The sequence below is a fragment of the Paraburkholderia sp. UCT70 genome (assembly GCF_050434085.1).
Classification (GTDB): domain Bacteria; phylum Pseudomonadota; class Gammaproteobacteria; order Burkholderiales; family Burkholderiaceae; genus Paraburkholderia; species Paraburkholderia tuberum.
Genome location: NZ_JBNPVZ010000001.1, coordinates 427,931 through 449,484, shown reverse-complemented (window position 1 = coordinate 449,484; position 21,554 = coordinate 427,931). Strand labels below are relative to the sequence as shown.

Genomic DNA, 21,554 nt, shown 5'->3' with positions numbered 1-21,554 from the left:
TCAAATGCACACACATGATCACTACTGTGAACTCTTCGAGGCGGAAGTTTTTCCTAATGCCTATACCGCCGACGCCGAACGGCCGCCTGCATCTCGGCCATATCGCCGGGCCCTATCTGCGGATGGACATGCTGTGCCGCTATCTGCGCAGTCAAGGCCATCGTGTGCGCGTCGTGTCCGCCGTCGATGGTTTCGACTCGTACGTGCTCTGGAAGGGACTACAGGAGACTCGCCAGCCGGAGGACGTCTGTCGTGACTATCATGCGCAGATTGCCCGCGATCTGGCAGCGCTTGATATCGAAGTCGATGATTTTCTCGATCTGGTGCAAGGGCCGTACGCAGCCAGCCATGCTGATAACGCACGGCGCGCTGTCGAGACCCTCGTGGCGGGCGGTTGTACCGAAACCATCACCGAGAAGGTGCTGTACAGCCGCGCGACCGGCCGGTATCTTACGGGCGCATGGCTGACAGGCCAATGCCCGCAGTGCGAAGCGCCGGCGGCCGGTTATTTTTGCGAGGCCTGCGGTGCCCACTTTCGTCCTGAGTCGATGCTCCATCCCGAGCCACGGATGGGCGACGCCGATCTGGAATGGCGTGAGACGGAAAACCTCTTCCTGCGCGTGCCGGATGAAGCGGAATTTCTGCGGCGTCTGCAATCCGCGGGTGCACCGGAGAAGTTCATCGCGGTAGTGCTGCGGTTTTTATCGCGTGAGCGTGGCCTTTTCAGGTTGACTGCGCCCGGCGATTGGGGCGTCGCCTGGTCGGCGGACCGCTGGGGCAATCCCAGGGTACTGTTCGAGGCCGGATGGGAGTATGGCTTAACGTGCGGCGAGCGCTACGCGCAGATGGCAGGCGGCGAAGCTCATCCGATGATCCACGGCAGCGACGTGACGACGCTGGTCAGCTTTGGCATCGACAATGCCGTCCTGCTGTTGGCGGGCTCGGTTCCGGTGATGAACGCGTTGCCGGAGCGTCAGCCGTTCGATCACGTGCTGACGAACTACTTCTATAACCTTCAGGGCTCCAAGTTCTCGACTAGCAGGCTGCATGTCGTTTGGGCTGCCGATATCGTCGACATGACACCTGCGTCAAGCGATGCAGTGCGTTACTTTCTGGCTCGCGAGAGCCCGGAAGAGCAGACGACCAACTTCGACGTGGGCGACTTCATCCGCTTCGTCAACGATGACTTGGCAGGCATGATGCAAGCACGAATCGACGCCGCCTGGGAGACGCTGACGCGAGGTCCGCAGCGCGAGTGGTCCATTTCGGCTTCAGTGGCCGAGCGCTTCGAGGCGTCGTCGAGTACGTTGGATCACGCATTTCGACTCGATGCCGTCTCCGTGCGCGCTGCGTGTGCCGTGCTGCTTGCATGGGTCGGCCTGCCGCGGGTCGATCTCGGAAGTCCAGAAGAGGCATACGGTTGGCTCAAAGGCCTCGCATATTTTGCCGCGCCGGTCATGCCCCGGCTGGCTGCCGAACTGTGGCGCGGGCTTGGACATGAAGGGATGCCGTTGCGGCACGATATGCTCTGCGCGTCGACACCGCATGCGCAAGGTAACTGCCGCGCATGGTTCTCACCGCTATCGCTGGAATCGCTCCGTCCATGCCTGCCAGTCAGCCTCTCGCTAGACGGAGTGGAAAGCCATGCGTGAGACTGCCGACGTTGTGGTGATAGGCGGCGGCTCGACCGGTAGCAGCGTCGCGTGGCATCTCGCGAGTGCCGGTCTGACGGTAAGACTGCTCGAGCGCGGGACAATCGCGTCGGGTTCTTCCGGCGATTCCCCAGGCATTGTCCGTCAGTACTATGCGAACCCCGCGTTGGCTCGACTCGCGGCGCGCGGCTTGCGAGCCTACCGGCAATGGGCCGAGACGTTCGACGGCGACTGCGGCTACCAGCGTACCGGTTTTCTGACTGGCGTGGCCCAAGCCGAGTGGGAGAACACCGGCGGACAGGTGCATCAGCAGCAATCGGATGGCACCGGCGTTGAGCTCTATTCGCCAACGCAGATGCGAGCTTTGATGGCCGACCTCGAGGTTGACGGTCTCGCTGGCGCGGTATTCGAGCCGGATGCCGGCTACTGCGATGCACGCGCGACAGCGCGGTCTTTCGCACAGGGCGCGCGGCGGTTCGGTGCGGTCATCGACGAGCACCGGGCCGCGCGCCGCATTAACACAGTCAACGGGCGGGTGACCGGCGTGGAAACCGATCGCGGCAGAATCGACTCCCCAGTCGTGGTCAATGCCGCAGGTCCTTGGGCGGCCTCTCTCGCTGTGACTTGCGGCGCCAATCTGCCGATTTCCGCGTCGAGGCAAAGCGTGGCCATCTGCAGGATTGGGACGCAGGTGGACGAAGCGCGGTTGCCCGGGTATAGCGAAAGGGGGCTCGGTTTCTATCTGCGGCTGGATAGCCCTGGCGTCTATATGATCGGCTCCCTCGCTCCGGACGACAGTTGCCCGGTCGATCCGGACGCGCTTCGCCGCCAGATGGACGGTGACGTGATCCGGCGATATTGCGAACGTGCCGCGCAGCGTTTTTCCCGACTCTCGGGTGCGTCGCCGGTTGGCAGTAGGGTGTCATTTTTCGACGATACCCCCGATGGGAATCCGATCGTGGGCGTTGATCCGCGCATCGAAGGGCTGATTGTCGCTGCGGGTTTGTCGGGACACGGATTCAAATTCGCGCCGGTGTTTGGACAGGAAATCGCCGCATTAATCGACGGAGGAAAAATGCATGTTGACCTCCACCAGTTTGAGGTTAGCCGATTTATCGACTAACGTTCGGCGGTGCCGTTGAGATTGTTACTCGGTATCGGGGTGCCGTCAGGAAATGAAGTAAATCGTACGTTAGCCGCACTGCACAACCAATAAAATCAAGCGCTTATCTTCGTCGCTGATTGCTATGGTGTTTGTCGACATGTGCGGGGAGAACAAGCCTTACGCGACAAGGCTTTCCGGACCGCTAGCGTACGATTTTGTCCGAATCCTGAGCGCACCCCGACACGAATCAAAGCGTACCTGCGCTGAATCCTCGACCACCTTTTCAACGCGGAGGGAGGCACGTTGGATATCAACTGGCTGCGGGTTTTATGGCGCGGCTGAATTTGTCTGTGAGCGGCGTCACGCCTAGAGTTTTGATCGGCGGAGCCAGATCGGTTAAAGTCCAGATTTGTGGATGGCACTGATGGCTGGAAGCCAATGCTGGCAAACGATTCCGACGAAATTGAGCCTTGCGCAGTTCGAGCAGTTTGTCTTGCCGCATCTGAGTACGGGTCGGCGTGGTCCGGCACCGGCGCTGGGGTTGCACAGGATCTTCAACTACATCCTGCAGTTTGCTGTACATGGGATGTCAGTGGAAGGCGCTGCCGATCGAAAGGAATGCTGACGGTCGCACTGAAATCCACTATACGCGCATCTATCGGGCGTTGCGGCGATGGCAGGCCGATGGCTGCTTCGACGCGATTTTTGCCGGCTCGGTGCGCAAGCTTCATCAGGACGGGTTGCTTGAGCTCACGGTCATCCACGGCGACGGCACGACCACTGCCGCGAAGAGGGGCGGCGACAACCTGGGGTACAGCGGACACAAGCACCTGAAAGGCGACAAGGTGGTCGCCTTCTGCGATCGCCGCTGCAACGTGATAGCGCCATTCGTTTCTGCCCCGGGCAACCGCAACGAATCGCCGCTGCTGCGTGAGGCGCTGCCCGGATTGAACCAGATTGCCCGCGCCATTGGCATGGACCTGCAAGGCTCAACGGTCAGCCTGGACGGCGTCTACGACTGCCGGGCTAACCGCAAGGCGATTTTTAACCGGGACATGATTCCCAACATTCCCGAAAACCCACGCGGACGTAAAACACCAAAGCGGGGCCGCAGACTGCACTTCAATCCGGACATTTTCGAGGAGCGCTTCTGGACCATCGAGCGGGTCTTCGCCTGGGAGGACAAGTTCCGGCGCCTGCTGCTTCGCTTCGAGCGTCTGAGCCCGGTTCACTATGCATTCAAGACCCTCGCTTACACGATGATCAACCTGCGGCACTACGGCTGACCATCAGCGCCGGTGCGAACACCGTGGCGATGGCGCTCCGCGCCATGAAGCGTCACGTCAACTTCATCTGCAATCCCGACAAACTAGCACTAAAAACAACATAAAGATTGACTTTTTTCACAACTCGAACCGCCCTGCGTGCTCACGCCACATCGCTTCACTGCCTCCAGTTCGCGCTGGAGTGAAACCCGCAACCAGTTGCTAGCGTACTTTATCGCCCCTTTCGTCAAACGCCCCCAATGACTTCCTGGCGAGCCTGGGGACGGCCTGGCAGGCCGGCGAAGTGCGCCCGACATATGACAAAAGCCCGGGCGCCGCATGACTGGCGCACCCGCCCCGATCCGTTCGAGCACACATGGCCGAAGATAAGCAATTGAACCGCCCCGGGTTTCCCCTCAGGATTACCCATAAGTCGCTCGCGACTGTGCGATTGAAGGGCGATGGCTTGTAAACGGTGACGACCGATGTTAACTTTGATCCGGTTCGTGATCTGTGATGTCGGGCATTGTCGGACACATCTGACCTTGATGATTGGGCAAATGAAGAGTTTGGCGCCGCCGAGCTCGGCGACGCTCGCCTGACCAGACGGCTCGTGACGCTGGCACGCAAGCTTTCGTTGGGCCCACATTGCTCTTTTCCGCAGTCGTTCAATGGTTCGGAGCTGAAGGCGGCATATCGTTTTTTCGACAACCCGCACGTGGATGTCGATGGCGTGCTGGGTGGGCACATCGGTCAAACGCTGTGTCGTATGCAACAGGTGCCAGTCGTCCTTGCTGTTCAGGACACCACCGAGTTCAATTTGTCTCATCTGCGGGCAACCGAAGGTCTGGGATATGGCTCCGATCCACATGTGCGTGGTTTCCTGATACACAGTCTGCTTGCGCTCACGCCAGAGGGGCTGCCACTCGGGGTGATCGGGATGAAGACCTGGATACGCAGGCACGAGGAGTTGGGCAAGAAACATCTGCGTGGGCAACGAACCGTACAACAGAAAGAGAGCGCGAAATGGCTCGAAGGCATCGAGCAACTGGGCGTACTCAAGACGCACTGTCCGTGCACGCATGTCATCGGCGTGAGCGACCGTGAAGGCGATGTCTATGACGTGTTCCTGGCGCAGCGGCCTGCCGGTGTCGACTGGTTGGTGCGCGCGTCGTGGAACCGACGCGTTGCTCACCCCGATCGATATTTGTGGGAAACCGTGCTGGCCTCGCCAGTGCTTGGAGAGGCGCAACTGCAGGTGCCTGCACGCGAAAACCGCCAGGCACGCACCGCACGGCTGGTTGTGCGCTGCATGCCCGTACGCCTTCGTCCGCCGCAAAATCGTCGTCGCGAGAAGCTTCCCGAAATTGAAGTGTTTGCAATTCATGCACAGGAAACGAACTTGGACGAAGGAGCAGAGCCATTGGAATGGCTTCTACTGACTTCGGTGCCTACGCAAACACACGCAGAGGCCCTCGAGCGTCTTGCATGGTATGCGCGCCGATGGACGATTGAATCGTGGCATCGTGTGCTTAAAAGTGGCTGTCGCATTGAAGCCCGCCAATTTGGCAATCTCGATCGATTCGTCCGCGCCACCGCATTGTTCGCCGTCGTAAGCTGGAGGATCCTGTACTCCATGTTGCTTGCCAGGCTTGATGGCAACCTGCCATGCGAAGTATTGCTGCAGCCAATCGAGTGGCGAGCCCTCTACTGTCGTACGCATGGCAGTACCGAAATACCTGATAAACCGCCGTCACTCGCGCAGGTCATCTTGTGGATCGCCAGACTCGGCGGATATCTCGCTCGAAAGCATGATCGTCCACCTGGTCCTACCGTCATCTGGCGTGGATTTCTTGTCCTGCACGAAATCACGATGATGTACCGAATATTCAGGCAAAACGAATAGCACCATCACATTACTTGTGGGTAATCCTGAGGGGTTTCCCGGAGGCTGTTTTGCTTGAGTCACGCCGCGATGGCGGACCCAGCGAGTTTTGAATAATAAGCGGCTTCTGCCTCAGCAGGTGGAATGTTGCCGATGGGGCCGAAGAGCCGACGATTGTTGAACCAGTCGACCCATTCGAGCGTCGCAATTTCAACGGCCTGCGGATTGCGCCACGGTCCGAGGCGATGGATCACCTCTGCCTTGTACAAGCCGTTGATCGTTTCCGCCAGTGCGTTATCGTAGGAGTCGCCCACGCTGCCCACTGACGGCTCAATGCCAGCCTCGACCAGCCGATCCGTATAGCGGATCGATACGTATTGCACGCCGCGGTCGCTGTGATGTATCAACCCGTCCTGCTGCGCCGGCTGTCGCTCGTACAAGGCCTGCTCCAGTGCGTCCAGAACGAAGTCCGTGCGCGCCGAGCTCGACACACGCCAGCCGACAATGCGTCGGGCGAACACGTCAATGATGAACGCGACATAGACGAAGCCCTGCCAGCTCGATACATAGGTAAAATCTGACACCCACAGCGCATTGGGCCGTTCGGCGGTGAATTGCCGGTTCACGAGATCCTTCGGGCACGGCGTCGAACCATCGCTCACTGTCGTGCGTACCGTCTTGCCCCGCACCACACCGCGCAGGCCCATCTGCTTCATCAGCCGCTCGACCGTGCAGCGCGCCGCGACAATGCCTTCCCGCTTCAATTGCGTCCAGACCTTGTCTGCGCCATACACCTGGAAATTTTCTTCCCACACGCGCCGGATCTCATCCTTGAGCATCCTGTCGCGCTGGGCCCGCGGCGGCACCAGCCCTGGATTGACGCGGCGGGCCACATGCGTGTAGTACGTCGACGGGGCAATTGGCAGCACCCTGCAGATCGGCTCGACCCCGTAGACGTGCCGGTGATCATCGATGAACGTGATCATCACTTCGGTCGGCGGTCGAGCTCCGCCTGTGCGAAATATGCTGACGCCTTGCGCAGGATTTCATTAACCTGGCGCAGCTCACGGTTCTCCCGCTCCAGTTCCTTGAGCCGATCCTGCTCCTGCGTGCTTGTGCCCGGGCGCAAACCCCGATCCCGCTCTTCCTTGCGCACCCAGCTACGCAGCGTTTCACCCGAGCAGCCAAATTTCGCTGCGATCGACGCGATCACTTTCCATTGCGATTCGCGGTCGCCCTGGTGTTCCAGCACCATTCGCACAGCCCGCTCACGAACTTCCGGCGAGTACCTTGGGGACTTCTTCTTGGTGTTTTCCATAGCTCCATTTTCTCAAGAAGTGGAGCCTCCGGAAATCCCGGGCCGGTTCAGTTCGTCAAGGCACTTCGGCTTGCTCATCGTCGGCTCTCAATTCGTTCAGCCCGATACCTTAACCGATTTGCCCCCGCGCTATTTGCACCAGAGCCTTGTGAAGGACGTCTTCAGCGGCGCCGCTGAAGCGTTGCGGGCGCGTGGCGACGACCATGCGCAGCGCGCAGACCGCCTCGAGCAGGCATCGGCACACTGGCTACGTCACAGCGCGGGGTCACACATGGCAGACCAGCAACTGGATCTGCGACTCGTGCGCGATAACCTCGGGCATGCGTCACTGACGACAACCAGTCAGTATCTGCACCTGGACGATGATCGCCGGCATCGCGAAACCGATGAGAAACACCGCATTGACTGGTGACCGACAGCAGCCGGAGGACTAACGCCTGATCTCGAAATCCCCGGTAGTGAGCCTGACCGGTTTGCCCGGACGCAGGCGGACTCTTCTTTCGGCGACCGCGATAATGCGACGCCGTCCGTCAGCAAATGCCTTGAGCATGCGGACCTGATCAGCGTCTCCGGGCAACCAGAATTGCGCTTCGAGCGCTTCCCGCGTGATCACACAGGCGACCTCACTGCATTGCCCGGCCAGGCGAAACGAGATTTCATGTCGGGCCGCCGCGACGTCGGGCATCAGGTCAATCATGTCCATTTTTTACACCTCGTGAGTTCAACCAGGGGCCTTTAAGCTGCTGTCGCCTGTCTTCAATTTTACAGAACAGACGGAAGACGGATGCGCCGCTGATTTCCGCCACGTAGATAAACCGTCGCGTAAACTCCGCCCCGCTGCCTTTGCAGGCAGGGTTTGGGTCTGGATTTTGATACGGATGCGATGAAGCCAGACTGTTAGTTGCATCCCTATGGCTGACTCAAGTCCTCAAGGTGAGCCTTTACGGGACGCGAGCTGCACGCGGTAATTCGAAACCCGATCGGTTGGTCAAGCCCCCCGGGGCTGGATAATCGCGCGGGATGAAGGAGGCCGGGTTGGTTTTCGTTTCGCGTGGGGAGATCGGTTGAAGTCGACTCTGAGCCAGCTGTTGTCGATACCTTGGAAACGGCCGTTCGATTCGCGATGCAGAGTGTTGTTTGTCGGCCATTACTGACATTGGGGCGGGCTGGGTTGTGCGTCAGCAATGTGGCGGATTGCTGACGGCGGTGGCATCGAGCAACCCGACGGCAGCTTCCTGCATCAGCGAATTCACACTCTCGACCCCTTGCGGTCGTCCGACCCCGCGCGACCGAAGCGGCGGCTTACCGGGTATAACGGCCAGTCGGGGTCGCTCCACTTCGTTGATGAGGATAACGGACTGCGCAACACGCCGCATCTTTGTCCCATTAAACGCAATGCCCCTAGTACCAGTCAGCGACATTGATGACCCCGGCAGGAGGCGCGGTTTCCGGCGTGTTTCCGTCTCCCAGCGCTCCCTGCCGTCTTGTTCTTACGCGGGAAAATGGCGGAGGCCGCGTGCTGGCCCGGACTATTCTAGAGGGAGCGCTCCCTGCCTATCGGGCAAGCGCGCACAAGCGGGAGCGACCCCATGAGCAGGCTGATTCTCCGGCGAAAGCACGTACTCGGTACTTGTGTCTTTCACGCTGAGCAAGATTGCCGTAGGGCTTGCGTTTGCAGGTATTGCAGTAGCGGCACACGCCGACACGGTCCGGATCACCGTCTCGCACTACAGTGACGCGACTGGCCCATACTTTAACAAGATGGCTCACGAGTTCGAGAAAGCTAACCCCGGTACGACAATCAAGATCGAAGAAGTAAACTGGGACTCGCTGCAACAGAAGATCCAGACGGACATCATGGGTGGCGCGAACTCGGACCTCGCAATTGTCGGTACCCGCTGGTTGCTGGACTTCGTTAAGGACGACGTCGCCGAGCCCCTTGATGGCTACATGGACGCGAGTTTCAAGGACCGCTTCATTGGCCAGATGCTGGCGCCGGGTGAAGTCAAAGGCAAGGTGTACGGCTTGCCGATCGCTGCTTCAACACGCGCGCTGTACTACAACAAGGACCTGCTTGCGAAAGCTGGTTATTCGAATGGTCCGAAGACCTGGAACGATGTAGTCGATGCGTCAAAGAAGCTGAAAGCGATGGGAATCGCCGGCTTTGGTCTTCAAGGCAGAGAAATCGAGACAGATGTCTATTTCTATTATGCACTCTGGAGCTACGGCGGAGACGTGATCGGCAAGGACGGCAAGGCTGCTTTCAATTCGCCGGCTGGCGTGAAAGCCGCAACGCTGTACAAAACGATGATAGCCGAAGGTCTGACCGAAGCGGGGGTCACCGGGTATAGCCGTGAAGGCGTACAGAACCTGTTCAAGCAGGGGCGTGTGGCGATGGTTATCTCTTTGCCCTTACTGTCGAAGCAGATCGCGAAGGAGGCACCGGATCTGAAGTACGGTATCGATCCCATTCCGACCGGAACGACGCAGGCCACCTATGCGGTGACCGATTCAATCATGATGTTCAAGAACTCCAGGGTCAAGAAGAGCGCCTGGAAGTTTCTCGACTTCCTCTTCACTAAGGGCCCGCGCGTCGAATTCTCGAAGACGGAAGGCTTCCTGCCCACGACGGAAGCTGAAGCCAGCGATCCGGCGCTCAATAGCCCAGACACCCAGGGCGTTCATCGCGTTGTTGCCGAACGCGCGTTTCTCACCGACTGTCACTGGCTGGGAAGACACCGGGAAGGCCGTGTCGAATGCGATGCAATCCGTCTACCTGGGAAAAGCTCAACCCGCCGCGGCACTGAACGCGGCAGCCGAAAAGGCGAACCAGTCGCTAGGTAAGTAATGCGATGGTGGTAATTGAGATTTGCTGCAGACTAGCGCGCGAACGGTTCGCGGCGAACGGTGCGGGGTGAAACCAGGTTCTACCATGCCGTGGGGTTTTTATGCCCGCTCCCCGGCAAAGCGAGCTGGCGTCTGCTGCATGTTGCTCGGTCAATGCTTCATTTCCGACCACCCTTTTGTAGCCCGGAAAGTCCATTCAGACACTGTGTCTGCAACGGACGCATTCCGAGGTCCTGGGCGATCATCAGCGCCACGCGATAGTGATTGTGAGCTTCCTCAATCCGAGGTGCGGTAGCGTTGCCATCCGAGACAAGATCGCCCAACAGGCACCAGGCCCAGGCTTCGTTGCCTCGTTCGCCGGAGGCTCGAGCAAGATCAATGGCGTCTTGTGCATGAGTGAGCGCTTCATCTTGTCGACCTGCGAGCTGACACACTTGACCGAAAATTGAGAGCACTAGCGACTGTCCGAACGTTAAATTACTCGCCGCCGCCTGGCGAACTGCCTCTTCCAGAAGAACCAGTGCTTCATCGGTCCGGCCCAGTGCGGCATACGCCGCCCCCAGACAGGAGGCTATTCGCGGAACGTAGATTGGAAACTCAGCGCTCTTGCACATGGCCAGTGCTGGCTCAAGTGCCTCGACAGCAACGCCGGGATTGCGTTGAACAAGGTGCATCCGTCCGACACCGTGGCCAGCAAAGATCAGTTCCTCTGGCTCATTCATCTCTCGGGCCATGCGGGTCGCCTCCTGTCCAAAGACGGCAGCCTCTTCAAACCGGCCGAGTTCGGCGAGACACAGCACCAACCAGATACGACCGTTGACGCGCGTGAATTTTGCGTAATCCTCATGGGGTCCGAGGCCGTGACCAAGGCCTTCATGGAGGAGATCTAGCGCCTGTCGAGCATGTCCCATCGCACGTTCATAGTCTCCGCGCCCATACCGTGACCTGGCCAGCATCATAGCAGCCCACGCCTTCGCATCGGGGTCGCTTCGCCGCTCCGCCAACGTCAGGGCGCGGTCGCCTGCCTCGACGGCGCCGACCAGATCGCCTAACGAACCGAGCGTGAAAGCCAACCTTGATAGAACGCGCGATAGGCGTACCTCGTCGCCAAGTCCTTCGGCAAGATGTTTTGCGCTCTCCAGATTCGCTCGGTCCCGTGTCAATTCTCCGAGCGGATAAAGCGAGTGGTTAAGTTCCCATCGGGTGTCGATGATTTCACCAAGTATCTCGGCCGAGGACGGCAGGGCCGCATAGGCATTCAGCGCTTTCTCGAACAAGGCCGACGCCTCGCGATGCGCGGCGCGTTTTGCAGTATTGTGACCGGCACGCAGCCACAGCCGGGCCGCCTTCTCCATCAATCCGGCCTGGGCGCAGTGTTCCGCCAGGATTTCCGGTTGTTGCTCCGCTACGTCAAAAAAATGATTTTCGAGCTCCGTTGCGATGCGGGCATGCAGTTGCTGTCGCCTGTCCCGCAGCAGGGAGCTGTACGCGGCGTCTTGCACCAGAGCATGCTTGAAGGTGTATTCCGCATCCGGTGGTGCCCCGTGCTGGAAAACCAGCCCCGCACTGACGAGATGGTCCAATGCGTCGTCCAGGCGCTCCCTGGGCATCGACGCGACCGCGCTGATGAGCTCATAAGAAAATCGCCGGCCGACTACAGCGGCGATTTGTGCTACATCCCGCGCCGGCACCTGGCGATCGAGACGCGCCATCAGCGAAGCGTGCAGCGTCATCGGGATCGCCAGTGGGGGCAGCGGACCGTCGAGGACGTAGCACCCGTTCTGCTCGCGCAGTACGCTGCTCTCCAGCACGGTCTTGGTCAGTTCTTCGACAAATAGCGGTATTCCATCCGTATGCTCGATGATCCGGTCTGTAACCTCTTTCGGTAGCGCCTTGCCAACAGTTATCCGCCCGATCATTTCCGCCTGTTGCCGAGGCTGCAGACGATTGAGCGTAAGGAGCATCACCTCTGCGCGGCCGATCCACGGAGATATGAACTCAGGCCGGAACGTGACGATCAGCAGGACAGGAAGGGTTGCAATACGATCGACAAGCTGGTCCAGCGCTTCGAGTGAGCTGGGGTCGGCCCAATGCGCGTCTTCGAACAATATCAGCAGCGGCTGGCGCATTGCCAGACCCACGATCTGCGCAATAATTGTGCTAAGCGTCTTCTCCTTGCGCTTCTGCGGCGTCAGGTTGAGGATTGGGTATCGACGTTCTGTCGAGATCGATAACAACGCTGCCACCAGCGGAGCAGCTTCGCCCAGATTGTCGGTGGCCAACGCGAGCACCGCCTCAAGTTTGTCGAGACGTTGTTCAGCAGTATCGTCGCGTCGCAAACCAGCCGCCCGCTCGAGCTGGGCGATGAACGGGTAGAAGGCGCTGTCTTCATGGCGGCGCGAGCAGAAATACCGCAAGCGCTTGTGCGGCTCGAATTGGAGCCGCTCTTCAAGGGCGGTGGTCAGGCGCGATTTCCCGATACCCGGCTCGCCCGAAAGCAGCACAACCTGCCCCTCGCCGTTCTTCACTCGCTGCCATCGGCGGAGCAACAGCTCGATCTCCTCGTCGCGCCCGACGATTGGCGTCAGTGTGGTCCCATGCAGCGCCTCGAACCGGCTTTCGACCCTGCTGGGGCCGAGCACTTGCCAAACCCGCACTGCTTCGCCCATACCCTTCACAGTGGCCAGGCCCATGTCGCGGTAGTCAAACAGTCCGCCCGTAAGCCGCTGCGTGCTCGTAGAAATCACGACTGTTCCGGGCTCGGCCAATGTCTGTAGCCGGGCAGCGAGATTAGGCGTCTCACCGACAACGCCACGCTCCAGGGCTGCGCCTTCGCCGATGAGATCACCGACTACCACTACACCGGTAGCGATCCCGATCCGCAACCGCAAACTTTCGTCCGTCCCGGAATCGAGTTTGCCGATGGATCGCACCAGCGTCAGCCCCGCGCGTACCGCCCGTTCCGCGTCGTCCTCGTGCGCCCGGGGATAACCAAAATAGGCCAGTACACCGTCGCCCAGGTACTTTGCGATGAAACCACCGGCCGTAGTAACGATATCTGCGCAACCCCTGTAATAGGCGCCGAAGACCTGCCGCATGTCTTCCGGATCGAGTCGCGTCGACAGGGCAGTCGAACCGGCGAGATCGCAAAACATGACGGTGAGCTGGCGTCGGTCCGCGTCATCACCCCGGACGGGCGCGGCCGCGATCGGAGATATTGCAACCGCGCTGTCGCCAAGTTCGGCAATCGCGCGCAGCATTTTGCGGCGATGCCCAAGCAAGACGCCAAGATCCTTGAGATCCTGGTCCGTGAGATCGGGGAGGACCGAGGGATCGATACCATTCTCGGCAAAGACCTGGACATACTCGGACAAGCCGAGTGATGCTAACCACTCCGCAATGCTTCCCACCGGCTGTCTCCTGAAGGTGCTGCCTCATGCAATGGTAGGAAACATATTTGTTCCGCGCTTGTCGACAATCAGCGCAGCGCGCCGGCTGTAAAAGTGGTTAGTTCTATTCGATGTGCGGCGCGGCTAACGTATGATTTATTCCGCTTCCTGACGGCGCCCGAACTTTGCCGTGTGATGGTCGCTTGCCCGTGGATCCGGGCCCAAACCTGCGTGTCAGATATTCCCCGGAGGCTGAGGCGCGGGACCTCCGTGCTGGGTCGCAAGTTCGCGTCTGCCCGGGCTCTCGACCGCGTCCCACGCGAAGGTCCGTTACCTGACCGGAACGTTCCTCTGAATGGCCGTGTAAGGACGAGGGCGAACGACTGCAGCTGGCCGAGTACAGCCCGATGCGGTCGGCTGAGGTCCACGCGTTGCGGACTTTCAGCGTTACAGATAACGGCATCCCCGCGGGCGAATTAGCGGGGATACCCGCAACAGATATAACCTGCAGGTCGGTGCTACGGCTAGCACGCCGCGCGCAGTGCCGCTCTCATGCTCATTTCTATGTCGTGAAGTCTCGCGCCGAGTTCCTCAAAGCTGCTGCGCCCCTCGCCGAATAACTCGCCGTTCATGTAGATCGTCGGCACAACGCTAACATCACGCGCCGACACCTCACTTTGAAAAAGCCCTCCGTCGATCGTAATGTTGTGAATCCGTGAATTGATCACCGTCATCATGTTCAGCGCTTGCACAACGTCCACACAGCTTCCGCAAGATAGTGAAATGAAGGTCTCGAAATAGTAGTCACGTTCTAGCGTTCGAATCCGTTCGATGGTCGTACGGTCGGCTATTACGGGATGTCCTCCCACCTGGAGTATTGCAAGGACAAGGGACGAAAATTCAGGCCCTGTTGGAGTGGCGGCAAACCGAATGCCGGGTTTTGCTCCCGCCTGCCCGATTGAAAATGATGGCTTGCGTTCCTCGCCTTGCTGCTCCTCGATTACCGTCACCAGATCTGTCAACGACGCGATTTCGTTCAACATCGTCAGCATCTCGGACGATTTTTGACTACCGTCCTGCGACACGATCAATTCGACAGGTCTACGGATGTTTCGCAGATACGTCTGCAGTTGTGACCTGAGACTGGTGTTTAACATGTCTCGATCCCCTAACGACCTTCACAAGGTTAGATGAAGAAGTGCAGGAACTGAAAGAAAATCTGAACGGAACGTGCAGCGCCTTCTGCCATTTGGATCAAGAGGTTGCCGGGTGATGCTCCCTCGAAACGTCAGTGCGCTCTGTTGCGCTATCGCACATATTCCCTCAGTGGCCGCGCTGCGGCAGCGCCAGCAGCATGAGCTGCACGCTGCGGTTGCTCTGGCTGTCGACCGGGCGCCCGGTGAAGATCGGAAGGTCGGTCTCGGGCAGCTCGGCGACGAAGATGCGCGAAGCGGCGATTCCGCCTTCGGCAATCAGGGCACTGCGCACGACCTGTGCGCGCCGGGCCGCCAGTGCCCGATTGACCGCGCCGCCGCCGCGCGTGTCGGTGTAGGCGAAGGCCAGCACGGCGGTGTCCGGATGGCCGCGCAGGTAATCGCGCGCCTTCGCGAGTTCCGCCATGCCCTCGGTCGACAGCGCTGCCTGCCCGGTCTTGAACAGGATTGGATTCACTGCTGGCAGCGGCGCCGCTGGCGGTGACGGCGGCAGCGCGGCGGGCGGCTGGACGACGAAGATTTGCGCCGCCGGGACGTCTTTCGTCTCCTCCTTCTTCTGTCCGACGGCCCAGGAGAACATGCCGATCGCGACCAGCGCCGCGAAGCCCATCACGAAGGCTAGGTTGCAGCCCTTGATGATCCGATAGCGCAGGCGGGTGTATGCCGCCCAGTTGTTAACTGCCCCGAGGTTGTCGTAGAGGCCTTCGTAGATCTGGCGCCGGGCATCGATCTGGGTCTTCAGATCGGCTGGCGCGCCGGGCGCGCCGGCCAGGTTGACCACCTCCACCCACCGGTCATGGGCCTCATCGGTCTCCGTCTCGAGGTCGTCGAGCCACTCCATGCCCTCCGGCAGCAGATTGCCCCGCTGGCGCTCGAATTCCCGACGCAACGCTTCGATCTCTTCGCGGTCGGCGGGGTCGTAGGGTGCCAGCTCAGCCTGCCGGCGCAGCACACTCTGGTAGACAAGATCGGGCTGCAGCAGGCGCAGCAGCAGCACGATCGAACTTCCGACCAGCACCACCGCGGCGGCCAGTCCGACGGTCGCGATCGACCAGCGGAAGGTGGCCGACGCGGGGTCGAGGCTGCCGTAGCCGGTGAATGGCGTACCGGCGAGCAGCAAGCCGGCGATGCCGCCGAAGATCCCAACCAGCGTCTTGACGTTGTCCCGCAGGTTGGCCTTCGCGGTCGCGTAGCTATCGGTCGAGGCCACCCGCCTACCGCCTCAATCGCTGTCAGGCAGCTGGAACAGGCGCACCGCGTCGACGCCGATGGTGGGGTTCTCGACGATCCGGCGCAGGCTCTCCAATTGCGTCGGCGTCGTTCCGCTCCAGGGCGTCACGCCGACGTTGACGATCTTCAGACCGTTGTCGGTGATGTCAAGCTGCGGTCCGCTCTGCGTGAGGAGCCGCGCCAGCTCGTCCTCGGCCATGTCGCCGATGCTGTCCAGACTGTGCAGGCGCACGCCGGGATCGAACTTCGTCCAGTCGAAATCGAGCGGCCGGCTTTTCTTGTCGGCGATGATCGCCATCACGCCGGGACCCTGCTTCGGACGCGCCCGCCGCGGGATCGGCGTCACTCCGATCGGGCTGCCGCGGCCGACATCGGTATCGGGATCAGGATCGGGGGCCGGCGCTGCCGGCGCGGGCGCCACAGGTGAGGAGCCGGCCGGCAGAAGCACTTCAATGACCTCGTCGCCGCACTCGATTCGGATGGTATTGCGCGGGGTGAAATCGTATCGGATCGACATGACACCTCCGTTCGCGGTGAACGAGTATCGACTGGCCGGGGCGCTGCCACAATTCGCCGAATGGGGTGAGGCGGCGGGCGCCTATCCGATCTCGGTTGGCCGTCAGAGGCGCTCGAAATCGACGATCCCGATCGCGCCGCGGTGGTGCGCAGCAGAGTCCGCAGTCACCGTTAAAGTACGAAACTCTTCGTCGGCTCGGCAATCGGGTCAAGCCCTAGCGTGATGCTGCCGACAAATCTGATGGGTCTCAGTGCTTCACGACTCATCACCAGGCGCTTCGTCGCTGTGCGACTGTGCTCCGCCTGCTCGAGGGGGCCGCTCCTGAGAACGTTGAGCAGCGGCTTTGTGCCTCTTATAGCAACACAAGTGACGATGCCAGCCGCCGGCCATTTCCGTAAATTCTTCACATCGCCTCAGCTTCGATCGCGAGTGAGGAATCTGGGTCGTGAACGCATTTGGCTACCGACGCCGCGATGAGCTTGGCGCAATCAAAGGCTGGGAACGACCCGAAGCGGTCTTCCGATTCGTCGGCTAAGCAATGGCCGATTCCGAAGTCAAGCGGACATGCCCCATGCACGCGATCAACCAGCACTGTCGCATTCTCTTCTCGCTGCGCTATTCCTGGCTTCGACCGCCTTGCTGCTGTTGGAAAGGCCCTTTCCAGAATGTGCCTGCCGACGGTTCCGAACACGAACGCGAGAACCAGCCCTTTAATGTTCTTGCCTTCGCGCACCACTATCGCGTCCAGCCCGGTCATCCCATCTAGCCGATGCGTGGCCACGGCATTCACAGCTTTCGATGGTGCGCCGGACATGGGCGAATCTCAGCGCTCCGCGAACGCCAGCAGCGGCTTGGCGTCGTGTGCGGCGCGCTCGGCGGCTGTGAAGGCTTCTCGTGCACGATCCAGGTCGTAGCGATGAGCTGCCGGCGGCGTCAGGGACCCATCGGCGATACGATCGAGCAGACTGCGCAACGTCCGGCTGCCTTCGTTCACCCCCTTGCGTGCGAGCCACGAGAAGATGAACCAGCCGCGCACCTCGGCAGCTGAGTAGACAAGCGCTGGCGCGAAAATCGGCATCTCGAACGCCGCCTGGTCCGTCTGACGATGCGACGACAAGGCTCCATACACGAGCAGGCGGCCGTTCGGGGCCAGCTGACGCGCAAGCGCGGCGCCCGTGCGGCCAGCGACGCAGTCAATCGCGCTCACGATGCCATTGCCGCCAGTGGCCTTAGCCAACTGTTCGGGCCAGCGTTCGTCAGCGGTGCAAAGCACGACGTCGCCGCCAAGCGCCTGAATTTCGGCGACCTGCTCATGACGGCGTACAAGGTTGATGGTACGGAACCCCTGCGCTTTCGCGATCTGCAATACGAGGCGACCGACAGTCGAGCCGGCCGCGCTCTGCACCAGCCAGTCGCCCCGTTCGAGCTGGTGCTCGCAGATCGTCATTGCCCATGCCGTCATCGGGTTGATCAAAGCCTGTGCCGCGTCCTCATCGGAGATCGTCGCCGGTACAGGTATCGCTCGATCGGCTGGACTGATGACCTGTTCTCTCCATGTTCCGGGCACATCCAGCAAAACAACGCGCTCTCCTACCCGCGCGCGTGGCACGTCGCTGCCCACGGAGTCGATGATTCCGACGCCCTCGGACCCGGGCGAGGCTGGCAGTTCCGGCTGACGCTGACGGGCGAAACGTCCACGGATGACGTGCAGGTCAGACGGGTGCACGGGCGCCAGGAGCATCTTTACGCGGACTTCAGCGGGACCGGGCGTGGGCTCTGGCACATCACAGCAGTGAACCACCTCTGACGGATCGCCATTGCGTTCGATTATCAAAGCCTTCATGTGCCTTCTCCTTCGCTGGAACTACTGTCTCTAATCATGATCCCGCGGGCTTGCTATTCAACGGTATGTCAGAGAGAGGCATCCAGACGATTGCGACAGACAGCGGTGAAACCCAGGCTTTCACCGCTGTCTGTCCAGTTCAGCCTCTGAACAGCTTCAGACCAAAACGTTCGATCTAGCCTTCGCTCGGATCATATGGCGACGCCCGGTTTTCAAGCTTCCATCTCTTCTCAGCCTCCGTATCAGGCCGAGGTGGTCGAATGCCATCGATCAACCACAGTTCTCGCGGCGTCTCGCCGACATGCAGCTCGAAGTGATAGCCCCGCTCCTGGACAAATGGCGCAATGGCCGCGTTCGCCTTGCGCAACCACGACTCCGTCCACGCGACGTCCTTTGAAATATGTCTGGCGAATTGATCTAGTCTGATTCTGACAAAATCAACCCGCGACTCACCTCCCATGAAGAAGGAGTCTTTGGGCTGTTCATGAAACAGAACGCCTACATAGAAGCGAGGGATGACGTAAATGTCGGCGATTCGCTTTGCCATGTCCTGCTTGTCTTCTGCCGAGTAGGCACCGACGGGATGATAGATATTCCACAAAGGCATTTTTGTCTCCATGCATCAATAGATGCCGCGTCTCTTATGTCAGAATTTCCAGAGCTTCTGGAAGAGAAATGAATCCGACATAAGTGAGGCGGCGGTACAGGTAGCCAAAGAATAGGCCACCCTTCGAAAACTGTGCTTTCGCAGCGCACCATTTTTTATCGAAAGTTGGTCCTACTCATCAACTTCATTAAGAAGCCGACCGGACCTTCAACCATGAATTGCGACTCGTCAAAAAGAAGTGCAATGACATCGCCGCCCCCCGTCTATTGGCGACGGGAAAGGCCGAGTATGCTGCGAGCCTCGTCAGGTGTTGCCACGTCCCCGCCGATGCTTTTGACAATACTGACCGCGCGCTTGACCAGCGATGCGTTGCCCGGCGCCAGTTCTCCTTTCGCAAGATAAAGATTGTCCTCCAGGCCGACGCGGACATGGCCGCCGAGAATCACGCTTTGCGCCACGATCGGAAATTGGGCGCGCGAGATGCCGAACGCTGACCAGCGGGCGTTCTCCGGTAGATAGCGTTTCATCTGCAGAAGGCTCTCGATGTCGGCGGACGCGCCCCAAGGCACGCCAAGACATAACTGGAACAGCGGAGCCTGCAGGATGCCCTGCGTTTCGATCAGGTGGCGCGCAAGGCGCACGTGGCCCAGATCGAACACCTCGAGTTCCGGCTTCACGCCTGCTTCTTCGATGAGGGTTGCCATCCTGATCAGATGATCCGGCACGTTCACGAATGCGCGACTGCCGAAGTTCATGGTCGCGATGTCCAGGGTGCAAATTTCCGGACGCAATTCGAGCACATGCCTCACGCGCGCCTCGGGCGTCATCATCGTACTCAGTTCGCTTCCCCGATTCGGGTCTTCGTCGCTGGGAACGAAACGTGCGCCTGGGCCCGTCGTGAGATTAATCAATATCGGGCACCCGCTATCGCGGATACGCGAAACGACTTCTCCGTAGAGCGCCAACTCAGTGCTCGGAACGCCAGTCCTGGGATCGCGAACGTGAATGTGCGCGATGCTCGCACCGGCTTCACATGCAGCCATCGCCTCATTGGCGATCTGCTCGGGCGTCACGGGCACTGCAGGGTTCAGCCGCGGTGTATCGTCACTTCCTGTGAGTGCACAACTGATAATCGTCCTGCTTGTCATGATGTTCGTTCAAAGGAAATAAAAATCAGGTGCTACCATCGCGCGTTCAGGCGGCCCGCGCGGGGCCGAACGGTGCCGCACCAACGGGCGCAATCCTGATCAGCTTCTTGTTGACGAATTCGTCGAAGCCCAGTTTAGAAAGCTCCCGGCCAAAACCTGAACGCTTGACCCCACCGAACGGCAGTTCCGCCGCCGTGGCGAACGGCTGATTGATGAACACCATGCCGCTGTCGATCTGCGCGGCGACCCGCTCGCCACGCTCGGTATCCGCGGTGAACACCGACGCACCGAGACCGTACGGCGTGCCATTGGCGAGCACAATTGCAGCGGCTTCATCCTCGACAATGTGGAAGGCGGCAACCGGGCCGAACAGCTCTTCGGCGAAGACGGGATTCTGTGGCGAGATGTCGATCAGGACAGTCGGTTGCAAAAAGAAGCCCGGGCGCTCGACGCGCTTTCCACCGCATACGATGCGTGCGCCGTGCGAAGCCGCGCGATCGATCTGCTCAAGCAGCAGCTGCAATGCGCGTTCGGACGAAAGCGGAGCAACGGCGGTCGCCGGATCGGCTGGATCGCCTGGCGCGAGCGTTACCATCTGCTTTGCAAAGCCTTCGAGGAAAGCGTCGCCGCGCGTCTTGCCGACCACGATGATTCGCTTGGAACCTACGCAGCATTGACCTGCATTGAGCATGCGGCCCGCGACCGCGCTTTGGATCGCCCAATCGAGCGGCGCATCCTCAAGCACGATGAACGGGTCGCTGCCGCCCAGTTCGAGCACGACCTTCTTCAGATTACGGCCGGCGCGCTCGGCGACGGCGGCGCCAGCACGCTCACTGCCCGTCAGCGTCACGCCCTGAACGCGCGGATCATCGATGACGCGGCCGGCCTGGTCGATCGAGATGAACAGATTCGTATAGACGCCTTCGGGCGCACCTGCTTCCTCGAACAACCGGGCAAAGGCCAACGCGGATTGCGGCACGCTTTCCGCATGCTTGAGCAGCAGGACGTTGCCGACCATCAGTTGCGGCCCAGCTACCCGCGCGATCTGGTAGTACGGAAAATTCCACGGCTCGATGCCGAAAAGCACGCCGATTGGCTCGATGTGCACGGCTGCGCCGGGCGCTTCCGCGAGCGGGCGCGGTTGCAGATACGCGTTCGCATGCTTTGCGTAGTAGTCGAGAATGTTCGCCGACGATTCCACTTCCTTGCGCGCTTCGCCGCTGCGTTTGCCCATTTCCAGCGTCAGATAGCCTGCGTATTCGTCGGCCCTCTCGCGCAACAGCGCTGCCGCGCGCGACACAATGCGCGCCCGGTCGCTGACGGGACGGCGGCGCCAGTCACTTTCGAAAGCGCGCTGCGCAGCAGCGAGTTTCGTTTCAAGCAACTCGTCGGATATGTCGTCGTAAGTGGCGAGCAGTTCGCCGGTTGCAGGATTAGTCGTCGTGTACGGCATGAAGTTCTCCGCGAAAGGTCGTCACTGGGTCATCGCACGGGCTCATGCTAACACCGTTAACACTGCTGCCGACAAACTTTT

The 21,554-nt window shown here is 60.2% G+C and carries 17 protein-coding genes, 1 pseudogene and 1 other annotated feature; of the genes and pseudogenes, 6 read left to right on the top strand and 12 right to left on the bottom strand.

The window, feature by feature from the left end; all coding sequences use genetic code 11:
• Positions 1-14 precede the first annotated feature (14 nt).
• Both OKW41_RS02185 and OKW41_RS02180 read left to right on the top strand, forming a co-directional pair.
• Complete coding sequence (locus tag OKW41_RS02185) at positions 15-1,652, top strand: methionine--tRNA ligase (protein WP_429571408.1); 1,638 nt, start codon at positions 15-17, stop codon at positions 1,650-1,652.
• A complete protein-coding gene (locus OKW41_RS02180; RefSeq protein ID WP_429571407.1) occupies positions 1,645-2,775 on the top strand; it encodes an NAD(P)/FAD-dependent oxidoreductase in 1,131 nt (376 codons plus the stop codon). Before OKW41_RS02185 ends, OKW41_RS02180 begins: the two co-directional genes overlap by 8 nt.
• Before the next feature lie 292 nt (positions 2,776-3,067).
• On the opposite strand, the gene OKW41_RS02175 is transcribed toward OKW41_RS02180, so the two are convergent.
• Positions 3,068-3,340, bottom strand: a complete 273-nt coding sequence (locus OKW41_RS02175) for a hypothetical protein (protein WP_429571406.1) — start codon at positions 3,338-3,340, stop codon at positions 3,068-3,070.
• On the opposite strand from OKW41_RS02175, the gene OKW41_RS02170 reads away from it, so the two are divergent.
• Both OKW41_RS02170 and OKW41_RS02165 read left to right on the top strand, forming a co-directional pair.
• Entirely contained in the window at positions 3,339-4,043 is a 705-nt protein-coding gene (locus OKW41_RS02170) for a transposase (RefSeq protein ID WP_429571405.1), read from the top strand. The two genes, OKW41_RS02175 and OKW41_RS02170, sit on opposite strands and share 2 nt — an antisense overlap.
• Positions 4,044-4,548: 505 nt before the next feature.
• The gene (locus tag OKW41_RS02165; RefSeq protein WP_429443705.1) at positions 4,549-5,928 is read left to right on the top strand and encodes an IS4 family transposase; all 1,380 of its coding nucleotides are present in this window, start codon (positions 4,549-4,551) and stop codon (positions 5,926-5,928) included.
• A gap of 59 nt (positions 5,929-5,987) precedes the next feature.
• Here OKW41_RS02165 and OKW41_RS02160 read toward each other — a convergent pair.
• Positions 5,988-7,225 (bottom strand): IS3 family transposase gene (locus OKW41_RS02160; RefSeq protein WP_246530497.1). Its coding sequence is split into 2 segments (ribosomal slippage): positions 5,988-6,922 and positions 6,922-7,225, totalling 1,239 coding nucleotides; the frame shifts between segments, so codons are not numbered across the junction.
• Positions 6,819-6,935, bottom strand: a sequence feature (AL1L pseudoknot). (Overlaps the previous gene by 117 nt.)
• Positions 7,226-7,295: 70 nt before the next feature.
• Here OKW41_RS02160 and OKW41_RS02155 point away from each other — a divergent pair.
• A complete protein-coding gene (locus OKW41_RS02155) occupies positions 7,296-7,637 on the top strand; it encodes a tyrosine-type recombinase/integrase (protein WP_429571404.1) in 342 nt (113 codons plus the stop codon).
• A gap of 18 nt (positions 7,638-7,655) precedes the next feature.
• Here OKW41_RS02155 and OKW41_RS02150 read toward each other — a convergent pair whose 3' ends face one another.
• On the bottom strand, positions 7,656-7,928 hold the full coding sequence (locus OKW41_RS02150) for a DUF1488 family protein (protein ID WP_429571403.1): 273 nt from the start codon (positions 7,926-7,928) through the stop codon (positions 7,656-7,658).
• Positions 7,929-8,857: 929 nt separating this feature from the next.
• Here OKW41_RS02150 and OKW41_RS02145 point away from each other — a divergent pair.
• Positions 8,858-10,073, top strand: a pseudogene (locus tag OKW41_RS02145) (ABC transporter substrate-binding protein).
• A gap of 157 nt (positions 10,074-10,230) precedes the next feature.
• On the opposite strand, the gene OKW41_RS02140 reads toward OKW41_RS02145, so the two are convergent.
• The 9 genes from OKW41_RS02140 to OKW41_RS02100 form a co-directional block, all read right to left on the bottom strand.
• The gene (locus tag OKW41_RS02140) at positions 10,231-13,482 is read right to left on the bottom strand and encodes an AAA family ATPase (protein ID WP_429571402.1); all 3,252 of its coding nucleotides are present in this window, start codon (positions 13,480-13,482) and stop codon (positions 10,231-10,233) included.
• 503 nt (positions 13,483-13,985) lie between these two features.
• On the bottom strand, positions 13,986-14,618 hold the full coding sequence (locus OKW41_RS02135) for an alkyl hydroperoxide reductase (RefSeq protein WP_429571401.1): 633 nt from the start codon (positions 14,616-14,618) through the stop codon (positions 13,986-13,988).
• A gap of 166 nt (positions 14,619-14,784) precedes the next feature.
• Positions 14,785-15,885, bottom strand: a complete 1,101-nt coding sequence (locus OKW41_RS02130; RefSeq protein WP_429571400.1) for an OmpA family protein — start codon at positions 15,883-15,885, stop codon at positions 14,785-14,787.
• 12 nt (positions 15,886-15,897) lie between these two features.
• Complete coding sequence (locus tag OKW41_RS02125; RefSeq protein WP_429571399.1) at positions 15,898-16,422, bottom strand: hypothetical protein; 525 nt, start codon at positions 16,420-16,422, stop codon at positions 15,898-15,900.
• Positions 16,423-16,825: 403 nt separating this feature from the next.
• Positions 16,826-17,236, bottom strand: a complete 411-nt coding sequence (locus OKW41_RS02120) for a hypothetical protein (protein ID WP_429571398.1) — start codon at positions 17,234-17,236, stop codon at positions 16,826-16,828.
• Between the two features lie 9 nt (positions 17,237-17,245).
• A complete protein-coding gene (locus OKW41_RS02115; protein ID WP_429571397.1) occupies positions 17,246-18,265 on the bottom strand; it encodes a zinc-dependent alcohol dehydrogenase family protein in 1,020 nt (339 codons plus the stop codon).
• Positions 18,266-18,440: 175 nt separating this feature from the next.
• Positions 18,441-18,872, bottom strand: coding sequence for a tautomerase family protein (locus OKW41_RS02110; RefSeq protein ID WP_429571396.1), 432 nt, complete (start codon positions 18,870-18,872; stop codon positions 18,441-18,443).
• A 263-nt stretch (positions 18,873-19,135) separates the two neighbouring features.
• Positions 19,136-20,020, bottom strand: coding sequence for a 3-keto-5-aminohexanoate cleavage protein (locus OKW41_RS02105; RefSeq protein WP_429571395.1), 885 nt, complete (start codon positions 20,018-20,020; stop codon positions 19,136-19,138).
• A gap of 46 nt (positions 20,021-20,066) precedes the next feature.
• Complete coding sequence (locus tag OKW41_RS02100) at positions 20,067-21,473, bottom strand: NAD-dependent succinate-semialdehyde dehydrogenase (protein ID WP_429571394.1); 1,407 nt, start codon at positions 21,471-21,473, stop codon at positions 20,067-20,069.
• Between the last annotated feature and the right edge of the window lie 81 nt (positions 21,474-21,554).

What these genes read in the sequence shown, in the direction of transcription:
- OKW41_RS02150 (WP_429571403.1), bottom strand. Translation starts at nt 7,928, where the DNA reads ATGGACATGATTGACCTGATGCCCGACGTCGCGGCGGCCCGACATGAA.
- OKW41_RS02185 (WP_429571408.1), top strand. Translation starts at nt 15, where the DNA reads ATGATCACTACTGTGAACTCTTCGAGGCGGAAGTTTTTCCTAATGCCT.
- OKW41_RS02105 (WP_429571395.1), bottom strand. Translation starts at nt 20,020, where the DNA reads ATGACAAGCAGGACGATTATCAGTTGTGCACTCACAGGAAGTGACGAT.
- OKW41_RS02175 (WP_429571406.1), bottom strand. Translation starts at nt 3,340, where the DNA reads ATGTACAGCAAACTGCAGGATGTAGTTGAAGATCCTGTGCAACCCCAG.
- OKW41_RS02120 (WP_429571398.1), bottom strand. Translation starts at nt 17,236, where the DNA reads ATGTCCGGCGCACCATCGAAAGCTGTGAATGCCGTGGCCACGCATCGG.
- OKW41_RS02170 (WP_429571405.1), top strand. Translation starts at nt 3,339, where the DNA reads ATGGGATGTCAGTGGAAGGCGCTGCCGATCGAAAGGAATGCTGACGGT.
- OKW41_RS02135 (WP_429571401.1), bottom strand. Translation starts at nt 14,618, where the DNA reads ATGTTAAACACCAGTCTCAGGTCACAACTGCAGACGTATCTGCGAAAC.
- OKW41_RS02110 (WP_429571396.1), bottom strand. Translation starts at nt 18,872, where the DNA reads ATGCCTTTGTGGAATATCTATCATCCCGTCGGTGCCTACTCGGCAGAA.
- OKW41_RS02100 (WP_429571394.1), bottom strand. Translation starts at nt 21,473, where the DNA reads ATGCCGTACACGACGACTAATCCTGCAACCGGCGAACTGCTCGCCACT.
- OKW41_RS02180 (WP_429571407.1), top strand. Translation starts at nt 1,645, where the DNA reads ATGCGTGAGACTGCCGACGTTGTGGTGATAGGCGGCGGCTCGACCGGT.
- OKW41_RS02125 (WP_429571399.1), bottom strand. Translation starts at nt 16,422, where the DNA reads ATGTCGATCCGATACGATTTCACCCCGCGCAATACCATCCGAATCGAG.
- OKW41_RS02115 (WP_429571397.1), bottom strand. Translation starts at nt 18,265, where the DNA reads ATGAAGGCTTTGATAATCGAACGCAATGGCGATCCGTCAGAGGTGGTT.